This is a genomic window from Microvirga sp. 2TAF3 (genome assembly GCF_052114965.1).
Classification (GTDB): Bacteria; Pseudomonadota; Alphaproteobacteria; order Rhizobiales; family Beijerinckiaceae; genus Microvirga.
On the sequence record NZ_JBFRFT010000015.1, the window covers coordinates 93,252 to 111,018 of the forward strand.

At 64.4% G+C, this 17,767-nt stretch carries 16 protein-coding genes and 1 pseudogene; 6 read left to right on the forward strand and 11 right to left on the reverse strand.

The features are described from left to right. The first annotated feature begins 166 nt into the window (after window positions 1-166). From AB4Y97_RS15265 to AB4Y97_RS15275, 3 genes are all read left to right on the forward strand, one after another. Complete coding sequence (locus AB4Y97_RS15265) at window positions 167-988, forward strand: substrate-binding domain-containing protein (RefSeq protein ID WP_441999898.1); 822 nt, start codon at window positions 167-169, stop codon at window positions 986-988. Between the two features lie 148 nt (window positions 989-1,136). Continuing rightward, window positions 1,137-1,925 carry an STAS/SEC14 domain-containing protein gene (locus AB4Y97_RS15270; protein ID WP_441999899.1) on the forward strand — a complete coding sequence of 263 codons (789 nt, stop codon included), beginning with the start codon at window positions 1,137-1,139 and terminating at the stop codon, window positions 1,923-1,925. 89 nt (window positions 1,926-2,014) lie between these two features. Next, complete coding sequence (locus AB4Y97_RS15275) at window positions 2,015-3,253, forward strand: cation:proton antiporter (protein WP_441999900.1); 1,239 nt, start codon at window positions 2,015-2,017, stop codon at window positions 3,251-3,253. A gap of 178 nt (window positions 3,254-3,431) precedes the next feature. Here AB4Y97_RS15275 and AB4Y97_RS15280 read toward each other — a convergent pair whose 3' ends face one another. From AB4Y97_RS15280 to AB4Y97_RS15305, 6 genes and pseudogenes are all read right to left on the reverse strand, one after another. Further along, window positions 3,432-4,901 carry a DUF4142 domain-containing protein gene (locus AB4Y97_RS15280; RefSeq protein ID WP_441999901.1) on the reverse strand — a complete coding sequence of 490 codons (1,470 nt, stop codon included), beginning with the start codon at window positions 4,899-4,901 and terminating at the stop codon, window positions 3,432-3,434. 255 nt (window positions 4,902-5,156) lie between these two features. Further along, a complete protein-coding gene (locus AB4Y97_RS15285; protein WP_441999902.1) occupies window positions 5,157-6,146 on the reverse strand; it encodes a mechanosensitive ion channel family protein in 990 nt (329 codons plus the stop codon). 105 nt (window positions 6,147-6,251) lie between these two features. Further along, the gene (locus AB4Y97_RS15290; RefSeq protein WP_441999903.1) at window positions 6,252-6,764 is read right to left on the reverse strand and encodes a DUF421 domain-containing protein; all 513 of its coding nucleotides are present in this window, start codon (window positions 6,762-6,764) and stop codon (window positions 6,252-6,254) included. Then, window positions 6,754-8,082, reverse strand: a complete 1,329-nt coding sequence (locus tag AB4Y97_RS15295; RefSeq protein ID WP_441999904.1) for a DUF2254 domain-containing protein — start codon at window positions 8,080-8,082, stop codon at window positions 6,754-6,756. Before AB4Y97_RS15295 ends, AB4Y97_RS15290 begins: the two co-directional genes overlap by 11 nt. Window positions 8,083-8,175: 93 nt before the next feature. Further along, window positions 8,176-8,793, reverse strand: a complete 618-nt coding sequence (locus AB4Y97_RS15300) for a hypothetical protein (RefSeq protein WP_441999905.1) — start codon at window positions 8,791-8,793, stop codon at window positions 8,176-8,178. Between the two features lie 132 nt (window positions 8,794-8,925). Further along, window positions 8,926-10,929 (reverse strand): annotated as a pseudogene (locus AB4Y97_RS15305) (BCCT family transporter). 551 nt (window positions 10,930-11,480) lie between these two features. On the opposite strand from AB4Y97_RS15305, the gene AB4Y97_RS15310 reads away from it, so the two are divergent. From AB4Y97_RS15310 to nhaA, 3 genes are all read left to right on the forward strand, one after another. Further along, a complete protein-coding gene (locus AB4Y97_RS15310) occupies window positions 11,481-13,058 on the forward strand; it encodes a sodium:solute symporter family protein (protein WP_441999906.1) in 1,578 nt (525 codons plus the stop codon). A gap of 13 nt (window positions 13,059-13,071) precedes the next feature. Then, window positions 13,072-13,203, forward strand: a complete 132-nt coding sequence (locus AB4Y97_RS15315; RefSeq protein ID WP_441999907.1) for a putative transporter small subunit — start codon at window positions 13,072-13,074, stop codon at window positions 13,201-13,203. Window positions 13,204-13,368: 165 nt separating this feature from the next. Next, entirely contained in the window at window positions 13,369-14,559 is a 1,191-nt protein-coding gene (nhaA, locus tag AB4Y97_RS15320; protein WP_441999908.1) for a Na+/H+ antiporter NhaA, read from the forward strand. A 39-nt stretch (window positions 14,560-14,598) separates the two neighbouring features. Here the strand turns inward: nhaA and AB4Y97_RS15325 are convergent, their stop codons facing one another. From AB4Y97_RS15325 to AB4Y97_RS15345, 5 genes are all read right to left on the reverse strand, one after another. Beyond that, window positions 14,599-14,781, reverse strand: a complete 183-nt coding sequence (locus tag AB4Y97_RS15325; protein ID WP_441999909.1) for a hypothetical protein — start codon at window positions 14,779-14,781, stop codon at window positions 14,599-14,601. A 534-nt stretch (window positions 14,782-15,315) separates the two neighbouring features. Next, window positions 15,316-15,750, reverse strand: a complete 435-nt coding sequence (locus AB4Y97_RS15330) for a hypothetical protein (RefSeq protein WP_441999910.1) — start codon at window positions 15,748-15,750, stop codon at window positions 15,316-15,318. A gap of 83 nt (window positions 15,751-15,833) precedes the next feature. Then, window positions 15,834-16,544 (reverse strand): manganese catalase family protein, encoded by a 711-nt coding sequence (locus AB4Y97_RS15335; protein WP_441999911.1) that lies wholly within the window; start codon window positions 16,542-16,544, stop codon window positions 15,834-15,836. A 268-nt stretch (window positions 16,545-16,812) separates the two neighbouring features. Then, window positions 16,813-17,127, reverse strand: a complete 315-nt coding sequence (locus tag AB4Y97_RS15340) for an SRPBCC domain-containing protein (RefSeq protein ID WP_441999912.1) — start codon at window positions 17,125-17,127, stop codon at window positions 16,813-16,815. Between the two features lie 4 nt (window positions 17,128-17,131). Then, on the reverse strand, window positions 17,132-17,503 hold the full coding sequence (locus AB4Y97_RS15345; protein ID WP_441999913.1) for an ArsR/SmtB family transcription factor: 372 nt from the start codon (window positions 17,501-17,503) through the stop codon (window positions 17,132-17,134). Window positions 17,504-17,767: the final 264 nt, after the last annotated feature.

The window sequence follows — 17,767 nt, forward strand, 5'->3', positions numbered from 1 at the left end:
ACTTCTATGAAGCTGAACGGTTGGAGTCGGGACGCTGGTAGGGCGGAGCAGTTTCGCGTTCCGGAGACCTATCTTGGGTAAAACTGGCCTTTCCCGCATTCCGGCACCTTTGCGGAGTCTCCCGCCTGCGTTCTCGATTGTGTCTCGACCTATGAAGCGACGCATTATGTGTTTACGCTTCCTTCGCTGGGTCGCTCTCGCAGGTCTCTTGCTCACTGATGCTGTCTACGCCCGTGACCTTCGGGTCTGCGCCGATCCCAACAACCTCCCGTTTTCCAACGAAGCCGGGGAGGGGCTCGAGAACAAGATCGTTTCTCTGATCGCCGAGGAACTCGGCGCGGAGGTTCGTTATACTTGGTGGGCACAGCGCCGCGGCTTCCTGCGCAATACTCTTAAAGCTGGAATCTGTGACCTGGTGCCGAGCCTGCCGGCCAACTTTGAAGGCGTGCGCACAACGGCGCCGTACTACCGCTCGTCGTACGTATTCGTGACAAGGGCAGACGGGCCGACGATCACTTCCTTCAACGATCCTGTTCTCCGGCAGTTGAAGATTGGCGTTCACCTAATCGGCGACGACGGCTCCAACACGCCTCCCGCCCATGCCCTCTCCCGCCGTGGCATGGTCGAGAACGTACGCGGTTACATGATCTACGGCGACTACAGCGAGCCCAATCCGCCAGCCCGCATCATCGAGGCGCTGGCGAAGGGAGAGATCGATGTGGCCATCGTTTGGGGCCCTCTCGGGGGCTACTTCGCCCAGCGCGAGGGCATTGCGCTCAGAGTGACACCCGTGCGGCCGATCTTCGACGGCCCGAAGCTTCCAATGGTGTTCGATATTTCCATGGCAGTGCGCAAGGAGGACGAGACATTACGTCAGGAGGTCGACGCGGCGCTTGCCCGGCGACGTGCGGACGTGGATGCTATTCTCAGGGACTACCGTCTGCCTCGTCTCGATAACGGCGAGATGCAGGCAGGGCGAACGCCATGAGAGAGTTCCTGATCCTGCCCTCGCTGTGACAGCTCCTGTCGCCGACTAACGAACGGGAGTGATGCGAATATGGCGCTAGTCCCGTCACTCCCGAGAGAGAGTAAAAGATCGCACTGCTTGCCCGACTTGCTTTCTAAAGGATGCTACCATGCTGGAGATCCTATCCACCTCCGAACACGTGGTGGCGCTGCGGGTGAGCGGTCATGTCGACAGGGCCGACATCGAACGCGGCATCACGGCAGTCGAGGATGCCCTGGCCCGGCAGGAACACATCGCGCTCTATGTGGAGATCGGAATGTCGGGCATGACGCCGGGCGCGTTCGCCCGCGATCTCGGCTACGGGCTTCAGCACCTGCGTGAGCTGCGCCGCTTCGCGCGCATGGCGGTGGTGACCGAGCAGGAGTGGGTGCGCCGGATCGTCCAGGTGCAGGGCCGCGTCCTTCCCCAGATTGAGATCCGCATCTTCACGCCGGGCGAGCGGGACGAGGCTCTGACGTGGGTGGCCCAGCCGATCACGAGCGGCGAGCCCGAGATTGCACAGGCACCGCCTGCGGTCCGCCTCATCGAGACGACCAGGCCGGACGTGATCGCCTTCGAGGTGAGCGGACGCATCCGGCGGGACGACATGCATCTCCTGATCAGGGCCTTCGAGCAGGCATTGGGCGCCCACGAGCGGCTACGCGTGCTCGTCCGGATCATGGACTTCAACGGCGTCACCCTCGAGGCCCTGCGCGAGGAGGGGCTCGCCTCGGTCAAGATGCGGGGCTGGCGCCAGGTCGAGCGCTACGCCCTGGTCGGCGGCCCGGCGTGGATGGCGACGATGACAGGCTGGGCCACGCCTGTGGCTCGCATCGAGACCCGCCATTTCGAGCTTGCCCAGGAGGGCGAGGCCTGGCGCTGGCTGGGAGCCGAGCCACGGGTCACAGACCCTGCGTGAGGCGGGGCCGCCCGGAAAACGGCTTGAGGGGAAACCAAACCAATTGACGACCCGGGCATTACCCCCGGGTCGCTTTCATGAGTTCTCCCGTGCCCTCTGCTTTCGATCTGATCGCTGTCCTTCTCGTCCTCACCGCCGTCTTCGGCTGGCTCAACCACGTCATCATCCGGCTGCCTCACACCATCGGCTTGCTCGTCATGGCCTTGGGCGCCTCCCTCGTCTTGATTGGCATCGAGGTCGCGCTGCCCGACGTCGCCCTGTACGAGAGCCTCACAGCCATGCTCCGGCAGATCGACTTCCGGGAGACGGTGCTCAACGGCATGTTGGCCTTCCTGCTGTTCGCCGGGGCGCTCCACGTCGACCTCGGCATCCTGCGCAAGCGGGCCTGGAGCGTCGGCCTGATCGCTACGCTCGGGGTCGTGATCTCGACGGCGGTGGTCGGGGTCGGCTTGTGGGGGCTGTCCGGTCTGCTGGGGGCCACCATTCCGCTGCCGTGGGCATTGGTGTTCGGTGCCCTCATCAGCCCGACCGACCCTGTCGCGGTACTCAGCATGCTCAAGACCGTCGACGTGCCCAAGGCGCTCGAGGTCGACATGGCCGGCGAATCCCTGTTCAACGACGGCGTGGGCGTGGTGGTCTTCACGGTGCTGTTGGCACTGGCGTCCGGCAGCGGCGAGGCAAGCACCGCTCATGTGGCCAAGCTGTTCTTCGTCGAGGCGCTCGGCGGGGCGGCGCTCGGGTGGGGCACGGGCTATCTTGCGTACCGCGCCATGCGCCGGATCGACGACTACCCGATGGAGACGCTGATCTCGCTCGCGCTCGTGACCGGAACCTACGCCTTGGCGGCGAAGCTGCACATGAGCGGGCCCATCGCGGTGGTGGTGGCCGGCATCCTGGTCGGCAACCGCGGCCCGGTGGACGCGATGAGCGATCTCACGCAGCGCTATGTCTTCGGCTTCTGGACGCTGGTGGACGAGATCCTCAACTCGGTCCTGTTCCTGCTGATCGGGCTTGAGGTGCTGGTGCTGCGCTTCGATCCGTCCTTTGCCGGGCTGGCGGCGGTGAGCATCCCGCTGGTTCTCCTCGGCCGCTTCCTCGCGGTGGCAGGCCCGGTGCTTATGCTCCGGGCACGGCAGGAGTTCGTGCGGGGCACGATCCCGGTGCTCACTTGGGGTGGACTACGGGGCGGCATCTCGATTGCGCTCGCATTGTCGCTGCCCGAGGTGGCCGAGAAGCCGTCGTTGCTCGCGGCCACCTACGCGGTGGTGGTGTTCACGATCGTGGTGCAGGGGCTGAGCCTGCGTGCGGTCGTGGGACGGACCATCTGACCACCCGCGCTATGGGGCCGCTCCCTCCGCATCGACGGTCACAATGATGTTCCCGTTCCCAGCCCTCGATGTAGCGGATCCATGCCCGTGACAGATGATTGGGACGAAGAGCCGGGGATGGCGAGACGCTGGCGCCTCGCCATCCCTTGTTTCCGGCCGCGTGCGAGCCGGAGATCCTTTAGCGCATGGCGTTGATCTGAACCTGCTGGTTCTTGTCCAGTTCGCGGAAGTTTCGATTGCTGTTGTCGAAAGGCTGCATGGAGCGAATCTGGTCCTCGGTCACGCCTTGGATCACGAGCCGGTCGCCCTGCATGGCAACCCGTTCCGTCGGGATAGCGACCTTGCGCTCGCCGATGCCGAGGAAGCCGCCGGCGCCGATCACGATGTACTGCTTCCCATCGCTCCCCTGCACGACCCGTTCGATGTCACCGAGCTCATTCCCGCGGGCATTGTAGAGGTTCATATCGGTGACGCGGGAGACGGCGATCGCCTGTCCGCTTGGGAGCGCTCCGGTGGCCTGCGGGCTGGAGACAGCAGCTTGCTGCTGCTGTTGCTGCGGCGTAGCAGCAGCCTGCTCGCCCTCGCCCATCCGCTCAATGCGCACCTGCGGTTGGCCTTGGGGCTGGTTCACGACCACGCGCGGTTCGGCCCGCTCATAGTGCACCGTCGGCTGACCTTGCGCCTGCTGCATCTGCACCTTCGGCTCGGCATTCGCCTGCTGCTGGACCTCCACCTTCGGCTGCGCGCGCTCGACCTGGACCTGTGGCTGTTGCTGTGGTTGCTGGATCTGGACCTGAGGTTGCGGCTGACGGACCTGCACCTGCGGCTGCGCCATCGCCACGTTCACGTCCGGCTGGGGCATCCGCACGGTGATCTCCGGCTGGGGAATGTCGACCGTTACTGTCGGCTGTGGCTGCCGCACGGTGATCTCCGGCTGCGCCTGGTTGACCGTGACTTGCGGCTGCGGCTGCTGGACCATCACCTGCGGTGAGGCCTGATCGACCCGCACGGTCGGGGCAGGCTGCTGCACCACGATACGAGACGGATTCTGCCCGCCTTGGTTCTGTGCGGTCTGCTGGTTGCCCTGGGTCGCGCCGACCTGGGCCGGCGGCAGTGCGGTCTGGATCTGCTCAACCGACTGCAAGTGTTCACGCAGGGTTGGGAGCGTCTGCTGGGCGAACTGCTTGAGCTGGGGGTTGTCCTCGTTCTGCGCGTACTGGTCGAACAGGTTCACGGCATCGCGGTGGGCGGTGACCTGCATCTGAACATAGGCGCGGTCGAAGCCGGCTCCCGACGCATTCTGGAGCGTCTGCATCATCTGCTCGTGCGGTTGATCGAGGCTGGCCGGGACGGTCACGCCCTGAATGCCCTGCGCGGTCGACTTCAGCTTGTCCGTGGCAGCGGTATGATCCTGCACCATCCGCTGGGCGAACTGGCGGACGCGGTCGTTCTGCGATTTCTGCTGAGCAAGCTGGCTCGACTGGATCTCGAACATATTGCTCACTGCGGCCTTGTTGACGAAATCGGCCGCGGCCGGAGCCTGGGCGTCGGGCTGGGCCGGGCGGCTCTGTGCGCTTTGCGGTGCTGATGGGGGTGTCTGAGCCAGCGAGGCCATTGGCACGAGGGCTGTCGAGGCCACAATGGCCATCAGGCGAAGCTTTATCACTTGTCTCCTATCACTCGGAGTGGGAAGACCCTGGCGGAGGGGCGGGCGTGCGCCCGTCTCACGGTTCAGGGGAGGAACGGCTCACGGGCGGTTCCTGCTGCTCAGTCGGCTCGCTGCACGAGCGGGCCGGATGTCTGGTTAGCGCCCCGGGCGGAGGATGGTTCCCAGCAATTTTTCGGAGTTCCCGATCCTGTGATGATCCGCGCCCGGCCAGGCTTGAGCCGGGCAGGGCGTCGATCAATTGCGTCGCCGGCTTGGCCGAGGCGCTTCCTCGGGCTGCCGGTGATCGCCTCCGTCGACGATGACCTTGTTCAGGTGGCGCGCGGCCGGCGGGCTGTCGCGGGCGGGCCATCCCTCGCGCTGGCGCTCCCGGTCCCCATCGATCTCTTCGGTCTGGTCGTGCAGCAGCACCACGTTGGTCGGGAACGGCATGTCGATGCCGGCCTCGCCCAGCGCCTGCTTGATCGCCGCGATCACGCGGCCGCGGGCCTGCACCACGTCGGCCTGCTGCGGCTCGGTCCACCAGCGAACCCGGATGTTCACGCTCGAGCCGGCCAGTTCCCACGGGATCGCTTCCGGTGCCGGATCGGCCTCCACTCCCGGCAGCCCCTCCAGAGCCTGACAGATCACATTGCAGGCTTTCCCGACATCATCGCCGTAGCCAATGCCGACGTCGTACCCGCTCCGGCGACGCTCGAAGGCGGTGTTGACGGTCACGGACTCCGTGTAGACGCTGCTGTTGGGGATGATGACCCGTTTACCATCGTAGGTGCGGATCAGGGTAGCCCGGGCCTCGATCGACTCCACCGTGCCTTCGTGCCTCCCGACCACGATCTGGTCGCCCTGCCGGAACGGCTGGCGCAGCAAGAGCAAGAGACCAGCGAGCCAGTTCTGGAGGATGTCCTTGAAGGCGAAGCCGATGGCAATCGAGCCGACGCCCAAGGTGGCGAGCACGTCGGCGGGCTTGACCGAGGGAAACACGATGGTGGCAACCACCAGCAGGCCGAGCGCGATAATCGACCAGCGTGCGAAGCCGGCGAGCAGGGCGGCAAGGTCCGGGCGGCCGCGGCGGATGAAGAACCGAAACACGGCGGTTCGGGCCGCCCACGCCACGCCCAGGAAGAGCAGGAAGACCACTAGCGCGATGCCGAGGTTGGGCAGGATCCACCAGAAGCCCTGAATGAAGCTCTCGATCCGATCCAGAGTGATGCCTGCATCTGTTTCCACAGCGTCGTCCCGGCTCTGTCCTCACGATCTGGCGGAACGTGTGGCGGGCACACCTGTTCCGACGAATGGCCGCTCCGCCGTAGCAAGTTCGTGAACGGGGAGCGGCTACGGCTTGCGGACCGTGGCCAGGGTCGGCTCCTCCGCATCGTGACCCGCGTTCTTGATGACGGTGATCGTGCCGTCGGTCTCCAGGACGACGGCGGTGACCTGGGCAGCGTCCACCACTTCGCTGGAGCGCAGCGCCGCCATGACCTCCTCGCGTGTGATCCGCTGATGCCGCATTGCGGTCTCGAGGAGCCGTCCCCGGTGCATGATCAGGGTGGGCTCGCTCTTCACCAGAGACTGGAAGCCCCGCGAGCGCACCGACAGCCACGTGATGGCAAATTGCAGGAAGACCAGGAGTGCCAGCGCCAGGATACCCTCGGCCAGGGCGACCGACTTGCTCAGCAACACGGTGGCGAGGGTGGAGCCGAGCGCGACTGTGACCACGAGGTCAAATGCGTTCAGCTTGGTCAGTGTGCGCTTGCCGGAGATCCGCAGGATTGCCACGAGGGCGACATAGGCCAGCGTACCGACGACAAGGACACGCCCCAGCCCGACCCAGGAGTCAAAGAACATGGACGTTGTCCTCCTTCGCGCCGCTCGTTGCCGCGATCCTCGCCCGCTCGATCCGGACCAGCACGGCCTTGCGGTCATATGGGGTGAGCTGGGCCTCCTCTGCTGTCTCGGCCAGCCTGCCGAGATGCCGGACCACCGCATCCCGCGCCTCTCCAGGGTGGATGACGGACGCGAGCTGGCCCAGGATGTCCACCATGCGGATCAGGACGGCCGGGATGTCGCGGGCCGCCTGCCGGATGGCGTCGAACGCGGCGTCAACGAGGCCTTGCACGTCCGAGCGCCGGGCGATGACCCGCGCCGTCCCGTCTGCATCTCGGAGCACACCCGGCTGAAGTGGGCACCGCAAAATCTCCTCCAGCGCCGCGCCGAGTCGATCGACCACGGCGATGGCCGTGTAGGGGTCGTTGATGCCGGGCGACAGAGCCCGCAGGGCGATCTCGACGAGCTGGCGCAGGCCGAACTCCAGGTCCTGTGCCGGGCTGCGTTCCTCGCCGATCACGAAGGCGCTCCAGATGGCCTCCTGGACATCGTGACCCGGCGGGCGTGCGGCATGGACGGTTACGTGCTCCCCGCCTTTCAGGACGAAATCGCCAGCCCGCACCTTCACCTTGAGAAGGGCGTTATCCTGGCAGGCCTTGGCGACGAGCCTGTCGTAGTCGATTACCTGGATGTAGCCGCTCCGGTCCAGGGACACGATGCAGGCTCTTGGCAGTGTGACCTCCGGTACAGTCCCATCGGCTGTGGTATCATCCGGCAGCATGTCGCGGATGGCTCGGTGCAGGTCGTCGGCCACCTGCGCGATGATGTTGTCAGCAACAATCGCGCGGGCGACCTTGTGCACGTAGAACAGCAACGCGAACAGGCACACGACGGTGAGCGCGCTCCCGATCGTCACAGCGACGTGCGGCACGCCATTGGGGCCGAGGGTCTCGTCGAGGCTGCGCAGCACGACGAGCACATACAGGATGGTGCCGAGGAAGAGCCCGAGCACGGTCTGGATCTGCCGGTCGCCCATAAAGGTCGGGATCAGGCGCGGCCCGAGCTGGTTGGCTGCGAGCGTCAGGATCACAAAGGTGACGGAGATCACGAGCGAGAACATGGTCATCAAGCCAGACAGAAGGCTCGACAGCAGATCGCGGGCGCTGCCGGCATCGCCGCTGTAAAGCCACCAGAGCTTGCCGGCGTCCCAGCCGTCAGGGAGGGACGGCGCGGATGCGAGGACCCAATAGGCAAGCACCAGCGCCAGGACGCTGAGGATCAGGGGAAGGATCCAGAGCTGCCCGCGCAGGAGGATGATGACATTCCGGATGCGCTCCATGGGCTGACAACCCCGGTTGCGTCGGCAGGATCCATCATGTCCAGGGCGGTCCAGGGGCGCACGAGGGCTTAGGGTGAGCTGGATTCCCGTCGATCACAGGTCCGCTTCCACATCGATACGGAGCTTCTCGCGCCCTTTGCGGGACCGGATCTGGCGCGTCCCGACCGCGTGCCCCCTCAGGAGCAGCCGGTCCTCTCGCCGGATCAGGTCGAACCACCGTGTCGCGCCGGTCAGGAGATCCTCGGAGCCATGCGCCGCAATCACTTTGATCTCGATGGCGACCAGGTTCTCCAAGACATCTGAAGCGACGGCGCCTCGCGGCCCCGCATCTCTTTGAAGCGCTGGCTCGACAAGGCTCTGAAAGGATCCAATGTCGACGAACCGTCCGGCCTGCAATGGGCCTTGCCGGGTCTTCAGATCCAGATCCGAGCGGCCTTCCAGCACCTCGGTCACCGGGCGGTTCCAGCGCCCCTCGCTTGTCTCGACGGTCACGATGAGGCTCTCGATATAGATCGCCTCAGCGCTCATGTTGCTGATCAGGCACCGGGCCTCGAGCCCGGACCCGGCGCCGCGGTTGATCAGGATGTTCGACCTCTTCTGCCGGCGATAGCTGCTGACGAACACCTGCAAGTAGGCGATCCAGACAAACAGCATCGCGATGCTGGCCAGCGCACTGATGACTTGATGGTTGCCCGCGATCCAGTTCCACATCGTTCCTTCGCCTGCGGTTGGCTTGCCAAAACACCCGCTGCGAGCTTTCGCTGCCGCGGTCCCAAGCGGTAAATCCGCTCTGTCCACCACGCACGCCTTCTCATGACCCGGCGGATCCGGCAAAGGGACCCATCAATGTGCGGGCGGATCAGGCTCATGTTCTGGGGCGCCGTGGAGGAGTTGCGTCGCCGGTGATTGGACGAGCAGGAGATAACGCTCGAACTGGACGAGGACGTCCGCGATGATCTGGTCACGGTTCATGCCCATGATGTCGTAGCCGCGGCTGCCGCTGGAAAAGTAGGTGCGGGCCTCGCAGCGGTATTCTGGCTTGCCGGCAGCAAGTGGGGTGAAGTTGGCTATCGGTTGGGCGCTGCGGCTGACGCCGTAGATGAAGTCGCGAACGCCCTCTGCCGGCGAGCGCAGGGCGATGGCGCCGCCTTCCTCCTAGACCACGGAGGAGGGGCGGCCGCGCGCGCTCAGCTCCCTCGCGACCTGCTCGAGCGCCGGCCGCGCCTGGAAGGCAATGAACCGATCCACCTCGGCCTCGGTCGGGGCATGGAGGATGAGGGCGAGGCGGCGCTGCCAGGTAGGCCCTGCGGCCGGCTGGGCGGGAGGTATGTGCTGCCTGGTGGCGTGAGCCTGCTGCTGGGCAAGGTCGGCGCGCATGCCGGCCAGCAGCGACCAGACGAGCGCCAGCATCACGAAGGTGAAGGGCAGGGCGCTGGCTACCGTGGCCGATTGCAAGGCGCCAAGACCGCCGGCCAGGAGCAGGCTGGCCGCCACGACGCCCTCAAGCACGCACCAGAAGACGCGCTGGGCAGTCGTGGTCTCGGTCTCCCCACCTGCCGCGATGGAGTCGACGACCAGCGAGCCGGAATCCGCGGAGGTGATGAAGAAGATCCCGACCAAGAGCACGGCCAGGGTGGAGGTGACGCCCGTGAACGGCAGGTACTCGAAGAACTTGAAGAGGCCGACCGACATGTCATCGGCAATGGCAGCACCGAGCGCACCGTGGGTCACGCCGGTGTCCACGAACATCGCGGTGTTGCCGAACACGGTCATCCAGAAAAAGGTGAAGCCGGCCGGGATGAACAGCACGGCAACGACGAACTCGCGCACGGTGCGGCCGCGTGAGATGCGGGCGATGAACATGCCGACAAAGGGCGACCAGGAAATCCACCAGGCCCAGTAGAACAGCGTCCAGGCATCGATCCAGGGCGTCGGCTCGTAGGCATAGATGTTGAAGGTGCGCAGCAGCAGCGTGTCGAGATAGAGGCCCAGGTTCTGCACGAAATCGCGCAAGAGCTGCGCCGTCGGCCCGACCACCAGGACGAAGACCATCAGCAATATCGCCACGACCAGGTTGGCTTCGGAGAGGATGCGGACCCCCTTATCGATGCCGGTGACCACCGAAACCGTGGCCAGGGCCATGATGACCGCGATCAGGGGGAGTTGGATTTCGGGGCCGATGGGGATGCCCAGGAGATAGTTGAGTCCGGCGTTGATCTGGGAGACGCCCACGCCGAGCGAGGTGGCGATGCCGAACATGGTGCCGACAATGGCGAAGATGTCGACAGCATGGCCGATGGGGCCGTTGATGCGCTCCTTGAGAAGCGGATAGAGGCCGGAGCGGATCGTCAGGGGGAGATTGTAGCGGTAGCCGAAATACGCCAGCGACAGACCGACCACAGCATAGATGGCCCAGGCATGAATGCCCCAGTGGAAGAAGGTGACGGTCATGGCCTCGCGCATCGCCGCAACGGAGCGCGGCTGGGCCGTTGGCGGTGCCATGAAGTGGGTCATCGGCTCGCCTACGGCATAGAACATGAGGCCGATGCCCATGCCGGCCGCAAACAGCATGGCGATCCAGGAGCTGAACCTGAAGTCGGGAGTGGATTCGTCCGGTCCGAGCTTCAGCCGGCCGGAGCGGCCCAGGCAGAGAAGCAGCACGGTGGCGAGGAAGATGCCGACGGCGAGGAGATAGAGCCAGCCGAAGGCATTGAGAATGGCGGCCTGCAAGTCCTTGAAGACCTCGCCGGCGCGATCCGGGAGAACGACCCCGACGGCAAGGAAAAGGCCGATGACGGCGACGGCCCCGAAGAACACCGGAGGGTTGATGATGAAGCGCTTGAACATGCGGCCCCTTTGGATGCTCGGTCGCCGGCCACGGCCTGTACGTGAGCGGGGAGCGTCTCCTTCCGGAACTCCCGCGTACCTGATCCAGGATAGAAAACGTCGCAGGGAGAAGAGTTCCTTCCCATGGGCCCCATGCCGGTCGGGAGGGATGGAATCGGATCGGGCATCGCTTGGGCAAGCATCAGGGCGCGGGGCTTCCCTATTGGCCACCGATCGCCGCCGTCTCGAAATGGCTGAAACGAGTTCAAACGAAGGCCGAAGTGGTTCCGCTGGCAGTCCGAGCGATAGTCGCAGAATTCCTTTGGCTGCGATAGGTTATCTTATGGTCATTTCTGTGCTTCCACGGCCGAATCCCGCGCAAGCCTAGGCAATTCGCGGAAAATGTCCTACAGGTGATCCCCTCTTCAACCGAGGGACAAGTGGGAATGAATGAAGAAATAGTTTTCCAGTTTTCGACAACGACTACACTTTTACTGTTGCTTGGCTTCTATGGCCTAACCTTCATTATGTCACTATTCATCGGCCGGAAGAATGAAAACGTCGATGGGTACATGGTCTCGAACAATGCCGTCGGCTTCGGCATCTCCGCCGCGAGCATGACCGCCACCTGGATCTGGGCCGCCTCGTTCTACGCCAGTGCCACCTCCGGCTTCCAGTACGGCCTCTCAGGCCCCATTCACTACGGCTTCTGGGGCGCCCTGATGATCCTGTTCATCTACCCGTTCGGACGCCGCTTCCGGGAGCTGGCGCCCAAGGCCCATACCCTTGCCGAGATCGTGCACGCGCGACATGGCTCGTCGAGCCAGTTGATCCTGGCCGTCTCCAATCTCCTCGGCAGCGGCATCAGCCTGATGGTGAACTTCACCGCTGCGGGCGCCCTCGTGGCGGTGCTGACGCCCCTGAGCTTCATTCAGGGCGTGCTCATCGCCGGCCTCGGCGTGCTCTCCTACACCCTGTGGTCCGGCTTCCGGGCCTCGATCCTGACCGACTTCGCCCAGCTCGTGGCCATGATCCTGGCGGCCGTGATCATCATCCCGCTGATCTTCCTCAATCTCGGAGGCACGCCTTTCCTGGCCGAGAACCTGGATCGCCTGAGCGCGGAACAGGCGAACTTCTTCTCGACCGAGGCCATCCTCAACCAGGGCGCTCCCTATTTCGTGGCCGTCCTGGCCTACGCCATCGGCAACCAGACCATCGCCCAGCGTCTGTTCGCGGTGCGCGAGGACCTGATCAAGCCGACCTTCGTGACCGCGACAATCGGCTATGGCGGCATCGTGATCGGGCTCGGCATGCTTGGGCTCCTGGCCCTGCTCAGCGGCTTGCAGCCCATGGACGGGGACATGAACAACATCATCCCCCAGATGGCTTCCGGCTACCTGCCGCCGTTCGCCATCGGACTGTTCTTCATCATGGTGATCGGCTCGCTGTCGTCGACGGCGGATTCCGACCTCTCGGCCCTCTCGGCCATCATGATGACGGACATCTACGGCAAGAACATCGCGCGCGGGAATCCGAACCCCAAGACCATGCTGATGCTGGGACGGCTGACCATGGTGGTCGCAACGATGGTTGGCGTGATCTTCGCCAGCCTGAACCTCGACATCCTGGTCATGCTCGTGTTCGTCGGGGCGCTCTGGGGCGCGATCGTGTTCCCCGTCATCGCGAGCTTCTACTGGGACCGGGTCACAAACTCCGCTTTCACGGGCGCGGTGGTGAGCGCGCTGGTGCTGTTCACGATCGTCCGGTTCGAGCTGGTTCCGATCGAGAGTGCGACCGCGATCTTCTTCGAGGGCATCGCATCCATAGGTGCGGGCGTCGTCATCGGGTTGATGGCCTTCGCGTTCTTCTCCCGGAGGGTGGCGGTCGTCGTCGGGATCGCGACGGCAGTCATCCTCATTCCCTTCTGCGTCGGGTTCCTGCGGGACTACGTCGTGCTTCTGAGCTCGCTGACGGCCTACGGCGTCAGCACGATCGTCTGCGTCGCAGTCAGCCTGCTCGGTAAGGAGCGGTTCGACTTCGCGCAACTGGCGGAGCGCGTGACGTCGTTCCAGCAGGACAGGACCCGCCGGTCGCAGGCGGCGCAGCCCGTTTCGTTCGCCAAGCGGGACATGGCACCGGCCAAGGTTTGAGAAGGAGAGTGGAATGAACAGCTATCTGTTGAGCGCCTACATCCTGGTCTGGCCGGCGATCTCGGCCGTGGTCCTCTACGTGCTCTGCCGCGGGGTCGTAAAGGACGTCCGCGATGCCTCCCGCGAGGGCAGGGAACTGGTGTGATGCCGATTGTGCGAGGCGGCTCCGAAGCCGCCTTGCGCAATCCCACGGTCACGAAAACTTGACCATGCAGCCCCCGTCCGTTCCTCCGGGCGGGGACCGTTTTTGTTGAACGTGCTCACGATCCATGAAACCAAGCCTCCGACCGCAACCCGATCAGGAGCCGACATGCACGCCACCGCCCCGCGCCCCCGCTCAGCCCTGCGCGCCTTTCTCGACAACGAGGCCTCCGGCGGTATCGTCCTCATGGGTGCGGCGGCCCTGGCGCTGGTCGTCGCCAACTCGCCCGCGAGCGGCGCGTACTTCGCGGCGCTGCACCACTACGTGCTCGGCCTGTCGGTGCTGCACTGGGTCAACGACGCCCTCATGGCGGTGTTCTTCCTGATGGTGGGGCTGGAGATCAAGCGCGAGATGCTCGACGGCCAACTCTCGACCTGGCCGCGGCGGGCGCTGCCCGGGATCGCGGCGCTGGGCGGCATGATCGTGCCGGCCCTGATCTATCTCGCCTTCAACGGCGGCCTCGACGGCCACCCCCGCGGGTGGGCGATCCCGTCGGCCACCGACATTGCCTTTGCGCTCGGCGTGTTGTCGCTGCTCGGGCCGCGGGTGCCGATCTCGCTCAAGGTCTTTCTCACGGCGCTGGCCATCCTCGACGACCTCGGGGCGGTGCTGATCATCGCCGTGTTCTATACGGGAGACCTCAACCTCTACGCCCTTGGTGGCGCGGCTTTCGTGCTGGTGCTCCTGTCCGGGCTCAACCGGGCCGGCTTCTCCGACCTGAAGCCCTATCTCCTGCTCGGCGCGGTGCTCTGGTTCCTGGTGTTCCTGTCCGGCATCCATGCGACGCTCGCAGGCGTGGCCTTGGCGCTCACGATCCCGCTGCGGGCCTCGCCCGGCAAGCCGGAGGACGCGGCCTCGCCGCTGCACCGGCTCGAGCATGCGCTCCAGCCCTGGGTGGCGTTCCTGATCGTGCCGGTCTTCGGCTTCGCCAACGCCGGCGTGTCCTTCGCGGGGATGTCGTTCGCATCCCTCCTCAATCCGGTGCCGCTGGGCGTTGCGCTCGGGCTGTTCGTGGGCAAGCAGGTGGGGATCTTCGCGTTCTCGTGGCTGACGATCCGCATCGCCTGGGCCGACCTGCCGGCGAACGCCACCTGGACGCAGTTCTACGGCGTGGCGCTGCTGTGCGGCATCGGCTTCACCATGAGCCTGTTCATCGGGCTGCTGGCCTTCCCGGGCTCGCCGGAGTTGCAGGACGCCACCAAGCTCGGCGTGCTCCTCGGATCCGGGCTGTCGGCCCTGACGGGCGCTGCCCTGCTGGGCATGACGATGCCGGAGGCGAGGCCCACCAAGTCCCGGTGACGGGAGGGGCCGGATCACCGGCCCCGTTCCCTTGGTCCTTTAGAGGTTCATCGCGATGGACAGCGAGCCCATGGCGATGAACACCAGGATCATCGCGGGATAGACGGCGAAGGCCAGCTTGGGTTTCAGGAACGGGCGGGCGTCCTCGCCATTGCGGGGACGTCCCAGGAGGAGCATCGCTGCCGCGATCCCCAGCATTGCAAGCCCAGGCGTGACGCTCACCGTTGTCTCCCGTAGCCTCCCCAACGGGGCCATCGGGGACGGTCAGGGAAGTCGCGAGGTTTCTCAAGCCCTGCTGCGTTCAACAAACCAGGAGCAACTCTGCTCCTGTTCCTCATGGCCTTGAGATCCATCCCCACCCCGTGCTTGCACAAGGCCGCATTTCCAGGGCGCCAGGAGATGAGCCTATCCCCTCGGGTGACCATGGCATCGGCTGGCGGGCAGTACACGATCATGCCTGCTCACTCTTCGCACTGGCTCCGCGAACAGGTCGCTCTCCAAATAGGACTCCTGGTGAAGTTGATGATCCGGAACGCCTCATAGTGGCACATCCTGGCCGTTGGCCGAACTTCTGCTTTGAACACGAACCTCAGACATTCCCGTCAGTGAACGATCTTCATTGGATGACCCAAGGCGGACCTTGTATGCTCTTTAGGCTCCCAACTTGGAGCAACAGCAACGATCGCCGGTTAGGACAGTTTACCTTTTACACTCCTTCGACCAAGTCGCCTGCTACCCCTCATAGAACCGAGACTTCTAAACGGTCAGCACAATGCGATACGGCAGTTGATGCCCTGTCACCCGGTTCACCATGCGGCCGGGGTGGACTTCGCAATCACCCAGCGGGATCTGCCATCCTCGTGCGGCAACCACCTTCAGCAGGTTCCTACCCGTCTCGGTCGTGTCCCGACGTAGGACGAAATCCGTCAGGACTGCGTCGCCTGCCCCGAGCAGGCTGGCATGTGCCGCCACCTCGAAGCTGCCGATCGTCCGCCAACCGAAACCGGTATGAGCCTCCGCGAGTGTTGCGACGACAGTCCGGTTCCCGATGCTTCGCAGCCACGCTGCGAGGGCATCCGGCACGACGGCCTCGTCAGCCATTGTCACCCAGGCCGGCAATGTCTCCGCGGCGGCTGCCAGCGAAACGATCTTGAGAAAGGTACGGCGCTGCAAGCTGAGATGCCCAGACATGATCACGTCTCCTCCACCGTGCAGCCCTCGCGGAAGTCACCTGTCGCAACTGCGTGACCTCCGCAAGGGGAGAGGCACCCTCGCTATCGCTTGTTGGGCGGGGGCATCTGCTGGACTGGGTCTGCAATATATTTGAACGAGGAGTTCTTGATCCAGGGCGCCGGCTGGTCGTTGTCGGGCTGACTGTCAGAGGACAGGTTGAAATAGAGATCGACTGTCTGGTCGGGTTGGAAGTCACCGAAGAGCGGGTCGTCGAGTTTGTTCATCGCCTTGAGTGCATCCATGAACATCTGCGAGTGCGACACCTCGCGCGTGGCCAGGAACGTCAGCGCATCACGCGAGCCGTCGTCCGAGGCCCGCTTGAGCAGGGCCTCGTAGGTCGCCAAGGCTCCGGCCTCCGCAGAAATGTCGGCCCGCAGGTCCCGCACCGAACTCGCACCTTCGCTGACATATTGGCCCGTCCAAGCCGAACCCTGACTGTCTAAGAGGTGCGCGCCCTTGCCGCGAATGGAAAAGAGGGTGCTCTCGAAGGCCTTGGCCTGTTGGCTGCCCTTCGTATGCGCTTCGATCAGGTGTCCCACGACCTCGAGGTGGCTGAACTCCTCGACCGCGATGTCGAGCAGCATGTCCCGCAGTGCCGCGTCGTCGGTGTGCTGAGCCTGGGTGAAGTACTGAAGGGCGGCGGTCAACTCGCCAGTGGCGCCGCCGAACTGCTCAAGGAGATACTGTCCGAAGACAGGATCCGGCTCCTTCACGTTGACGGGATGCATAAGCTCTTTCTTGTGGATGAACATGACAGCGCTCCGCCTTTTGAGACGCGCGATTGAGTGAGACGCAAGGTACTGGGGTGCCGAGCCGCCTCCAGGCAGGGCCGCGGCGTTCATGTTCCGATCCGTCGTCAGGGCTTGACTGGGCGAGGACTGGCGGTTCGAAGGAGCGGGGCGAGCCTTCATTCGGCATTCGCGCTGTGTGTGAATGTTGGACCCACAGGCTCATTCGCTCGTCCACGCCTGACCTTCGCAACGTGCCGGGCCAGTTTCGCGAGCGTTTGCCCCCCATACTCTACGGCGCCGAAGCCGATCGCCCATTCCCGGCGGAGGGCCGGGCCTCGATACGGAGAAACAGCATTCGGTTGGTATAGCGAGTGCCGTCGGGAGCGACCATGTCGAACCGCCAGACCCCGCCCGGCCTGAGGTCGATCTCTTTGCTTTCGATCATCATGCCGTCGGGCCCGAACCATTGTCCGATCTGATCCGGGTCCGTCCAAGCGGAGCAAACGACGCTCCGGGGAGCATCGATGACCCGGCTCAAGATGATCTCACGATCGACGGGCCAGTCCTGCCAGGGGGAACCGGAGTTTTGGAATGGAGCGCTCAAAGTCTTAATCCTTCCTCTTCATGCGTTCGATATGGGCTTCCATGCGATCGAGGCGTTTCTCCCAGGCGGAGATGTGCTGGTGTAGCCACGCTTCGGTCGCCTGGAGGGCGTGCGGCTCAAGCTTGCAGGTTCGAACGCGTCCGATTTTCTCGGAGCTGACGAGCCGGCTCTGCTCGAGAACACGCACATGCTTGAGCAGCGACGGCAGAGCTATTTCGAAGGGCTCAGACAGTTCGCTGACGGATTTCGGTCCATCACACAGACGACTGATGATCGCCCGCCTGATTGGATCTGCGAGGGCGGAGAAAGCGCTGTCTAAATCGGTTGAAAACTTAGCCATGTCGGAAAGTATTGACCGCCGCGTGACGGCGGTCAAGAAATACTTTCACTGTTGGCTAACTTTTGGCTCTCGGGACACCTGATCTCCACCCCATGTCTGACCTTCCCGCTGGAGCGTCTGGTCCGCTCGACGGTTCATCAGGCCGGATCAATGTGTGCGGCCTCATCATGGGTCTGGAGCCCACCTGTCATTGTGAGCTTCAGTTCTTTGCGCTCGGACGTTGCCAAGAAAGAGCCGGCCGACATGATCAGTATCCCCAAGATATCCAGCCCTCCCACGGTCTCGGCGAACACCGCCACG

What these genes read in the sequence shown, in the direction of transcription:
- AB4Y97_RS15290 (WP_441999903.1), bottom strand. Translation starts at nt 6,764, where the DNA reads ATGTTCTTTGACTCCTGGGTCGGGCTGGGGCGTGTCCTTGTCGTCGGT.
- AB4Y97_RS15270 (WP_441999899.1), top strand. Translation starts at nt 1,137, where the DNA reads ATGCTGGAGATCCTATCCACCTCCGAACACGTGGTGGCGCTGCGGGTG.
- nhaA (WP_441999908.1), top strand. Translation starts at nt 13,369, where the DNA reads ATGCACGCCACCGCCCCGCGCCCCCGCTCAGCCCTGCGCGCCTTTCTC.
- AB4Y97_RS15280 (WP_441999901.1), bottom strand. Translation starts at nt 4,901, where the DNA reads ATGGCCATTGTGGCCTCGACAGCCCTCGTGCCAATGGCCTCGCTGGCT.
- AB4Y97_RS15295 (WP_441999904.1), bottom strand. Translation starts at nt 8,082, where the DNA reads ATGGAGCGCATCCGGAATGTCATCATCCTCCTGCGCGGGCAGCTCTGG.
- AB4Y97_RS15330 (WP_441999910.1), bottom strand. Translation starts at nt 15,750, where the DNA reads ATGTCTGGGCATCTCAGCTTGCAGCGCCGTACCTTTCTCAAGATCGTT.
- AB4Y97_RS15310 (WP_441999906.1), top strand. Translation starts at nt 11,481, where the DNA reads ATGGTCTCGAACAATGCCGTCGGCTTCGGCATCTCCGCCGCGAGCATG.
- AB4Y97_RS15265 (WP_441999898.1), top strand. Translation starts at nt 167, where the DNA reads ATGTGTTTACGCTTCCTTCGCTGGGTCGCTCTCGCAGGTCTCTTGCTC.
- AB4Y97_RS15335 (WP_441999911.1), bottom strand. Translation starts at nt 16,544, where the DNA reads ATGTTCATCCACAAGAAAGAGCTTATGCATCCCGTCAACGTGAAGGAG.
- AB4Y97_RS15315 (WP_441999907.1), top strand. Translation starts at nt 13,072, where the DNA reads ATGAACAGCTATCTGTTGAGCGCCTACATCCTGGTCTGGCCGGCGATC.
- AB4Y97_RS15300 (WP_441999905.1), bottom strand. Translation starts at nt 8,793, where the DNA reads ATGTGGAACTGGATCGCGGGCAACCATCAAGTCATCAGTGCGCTGGCC.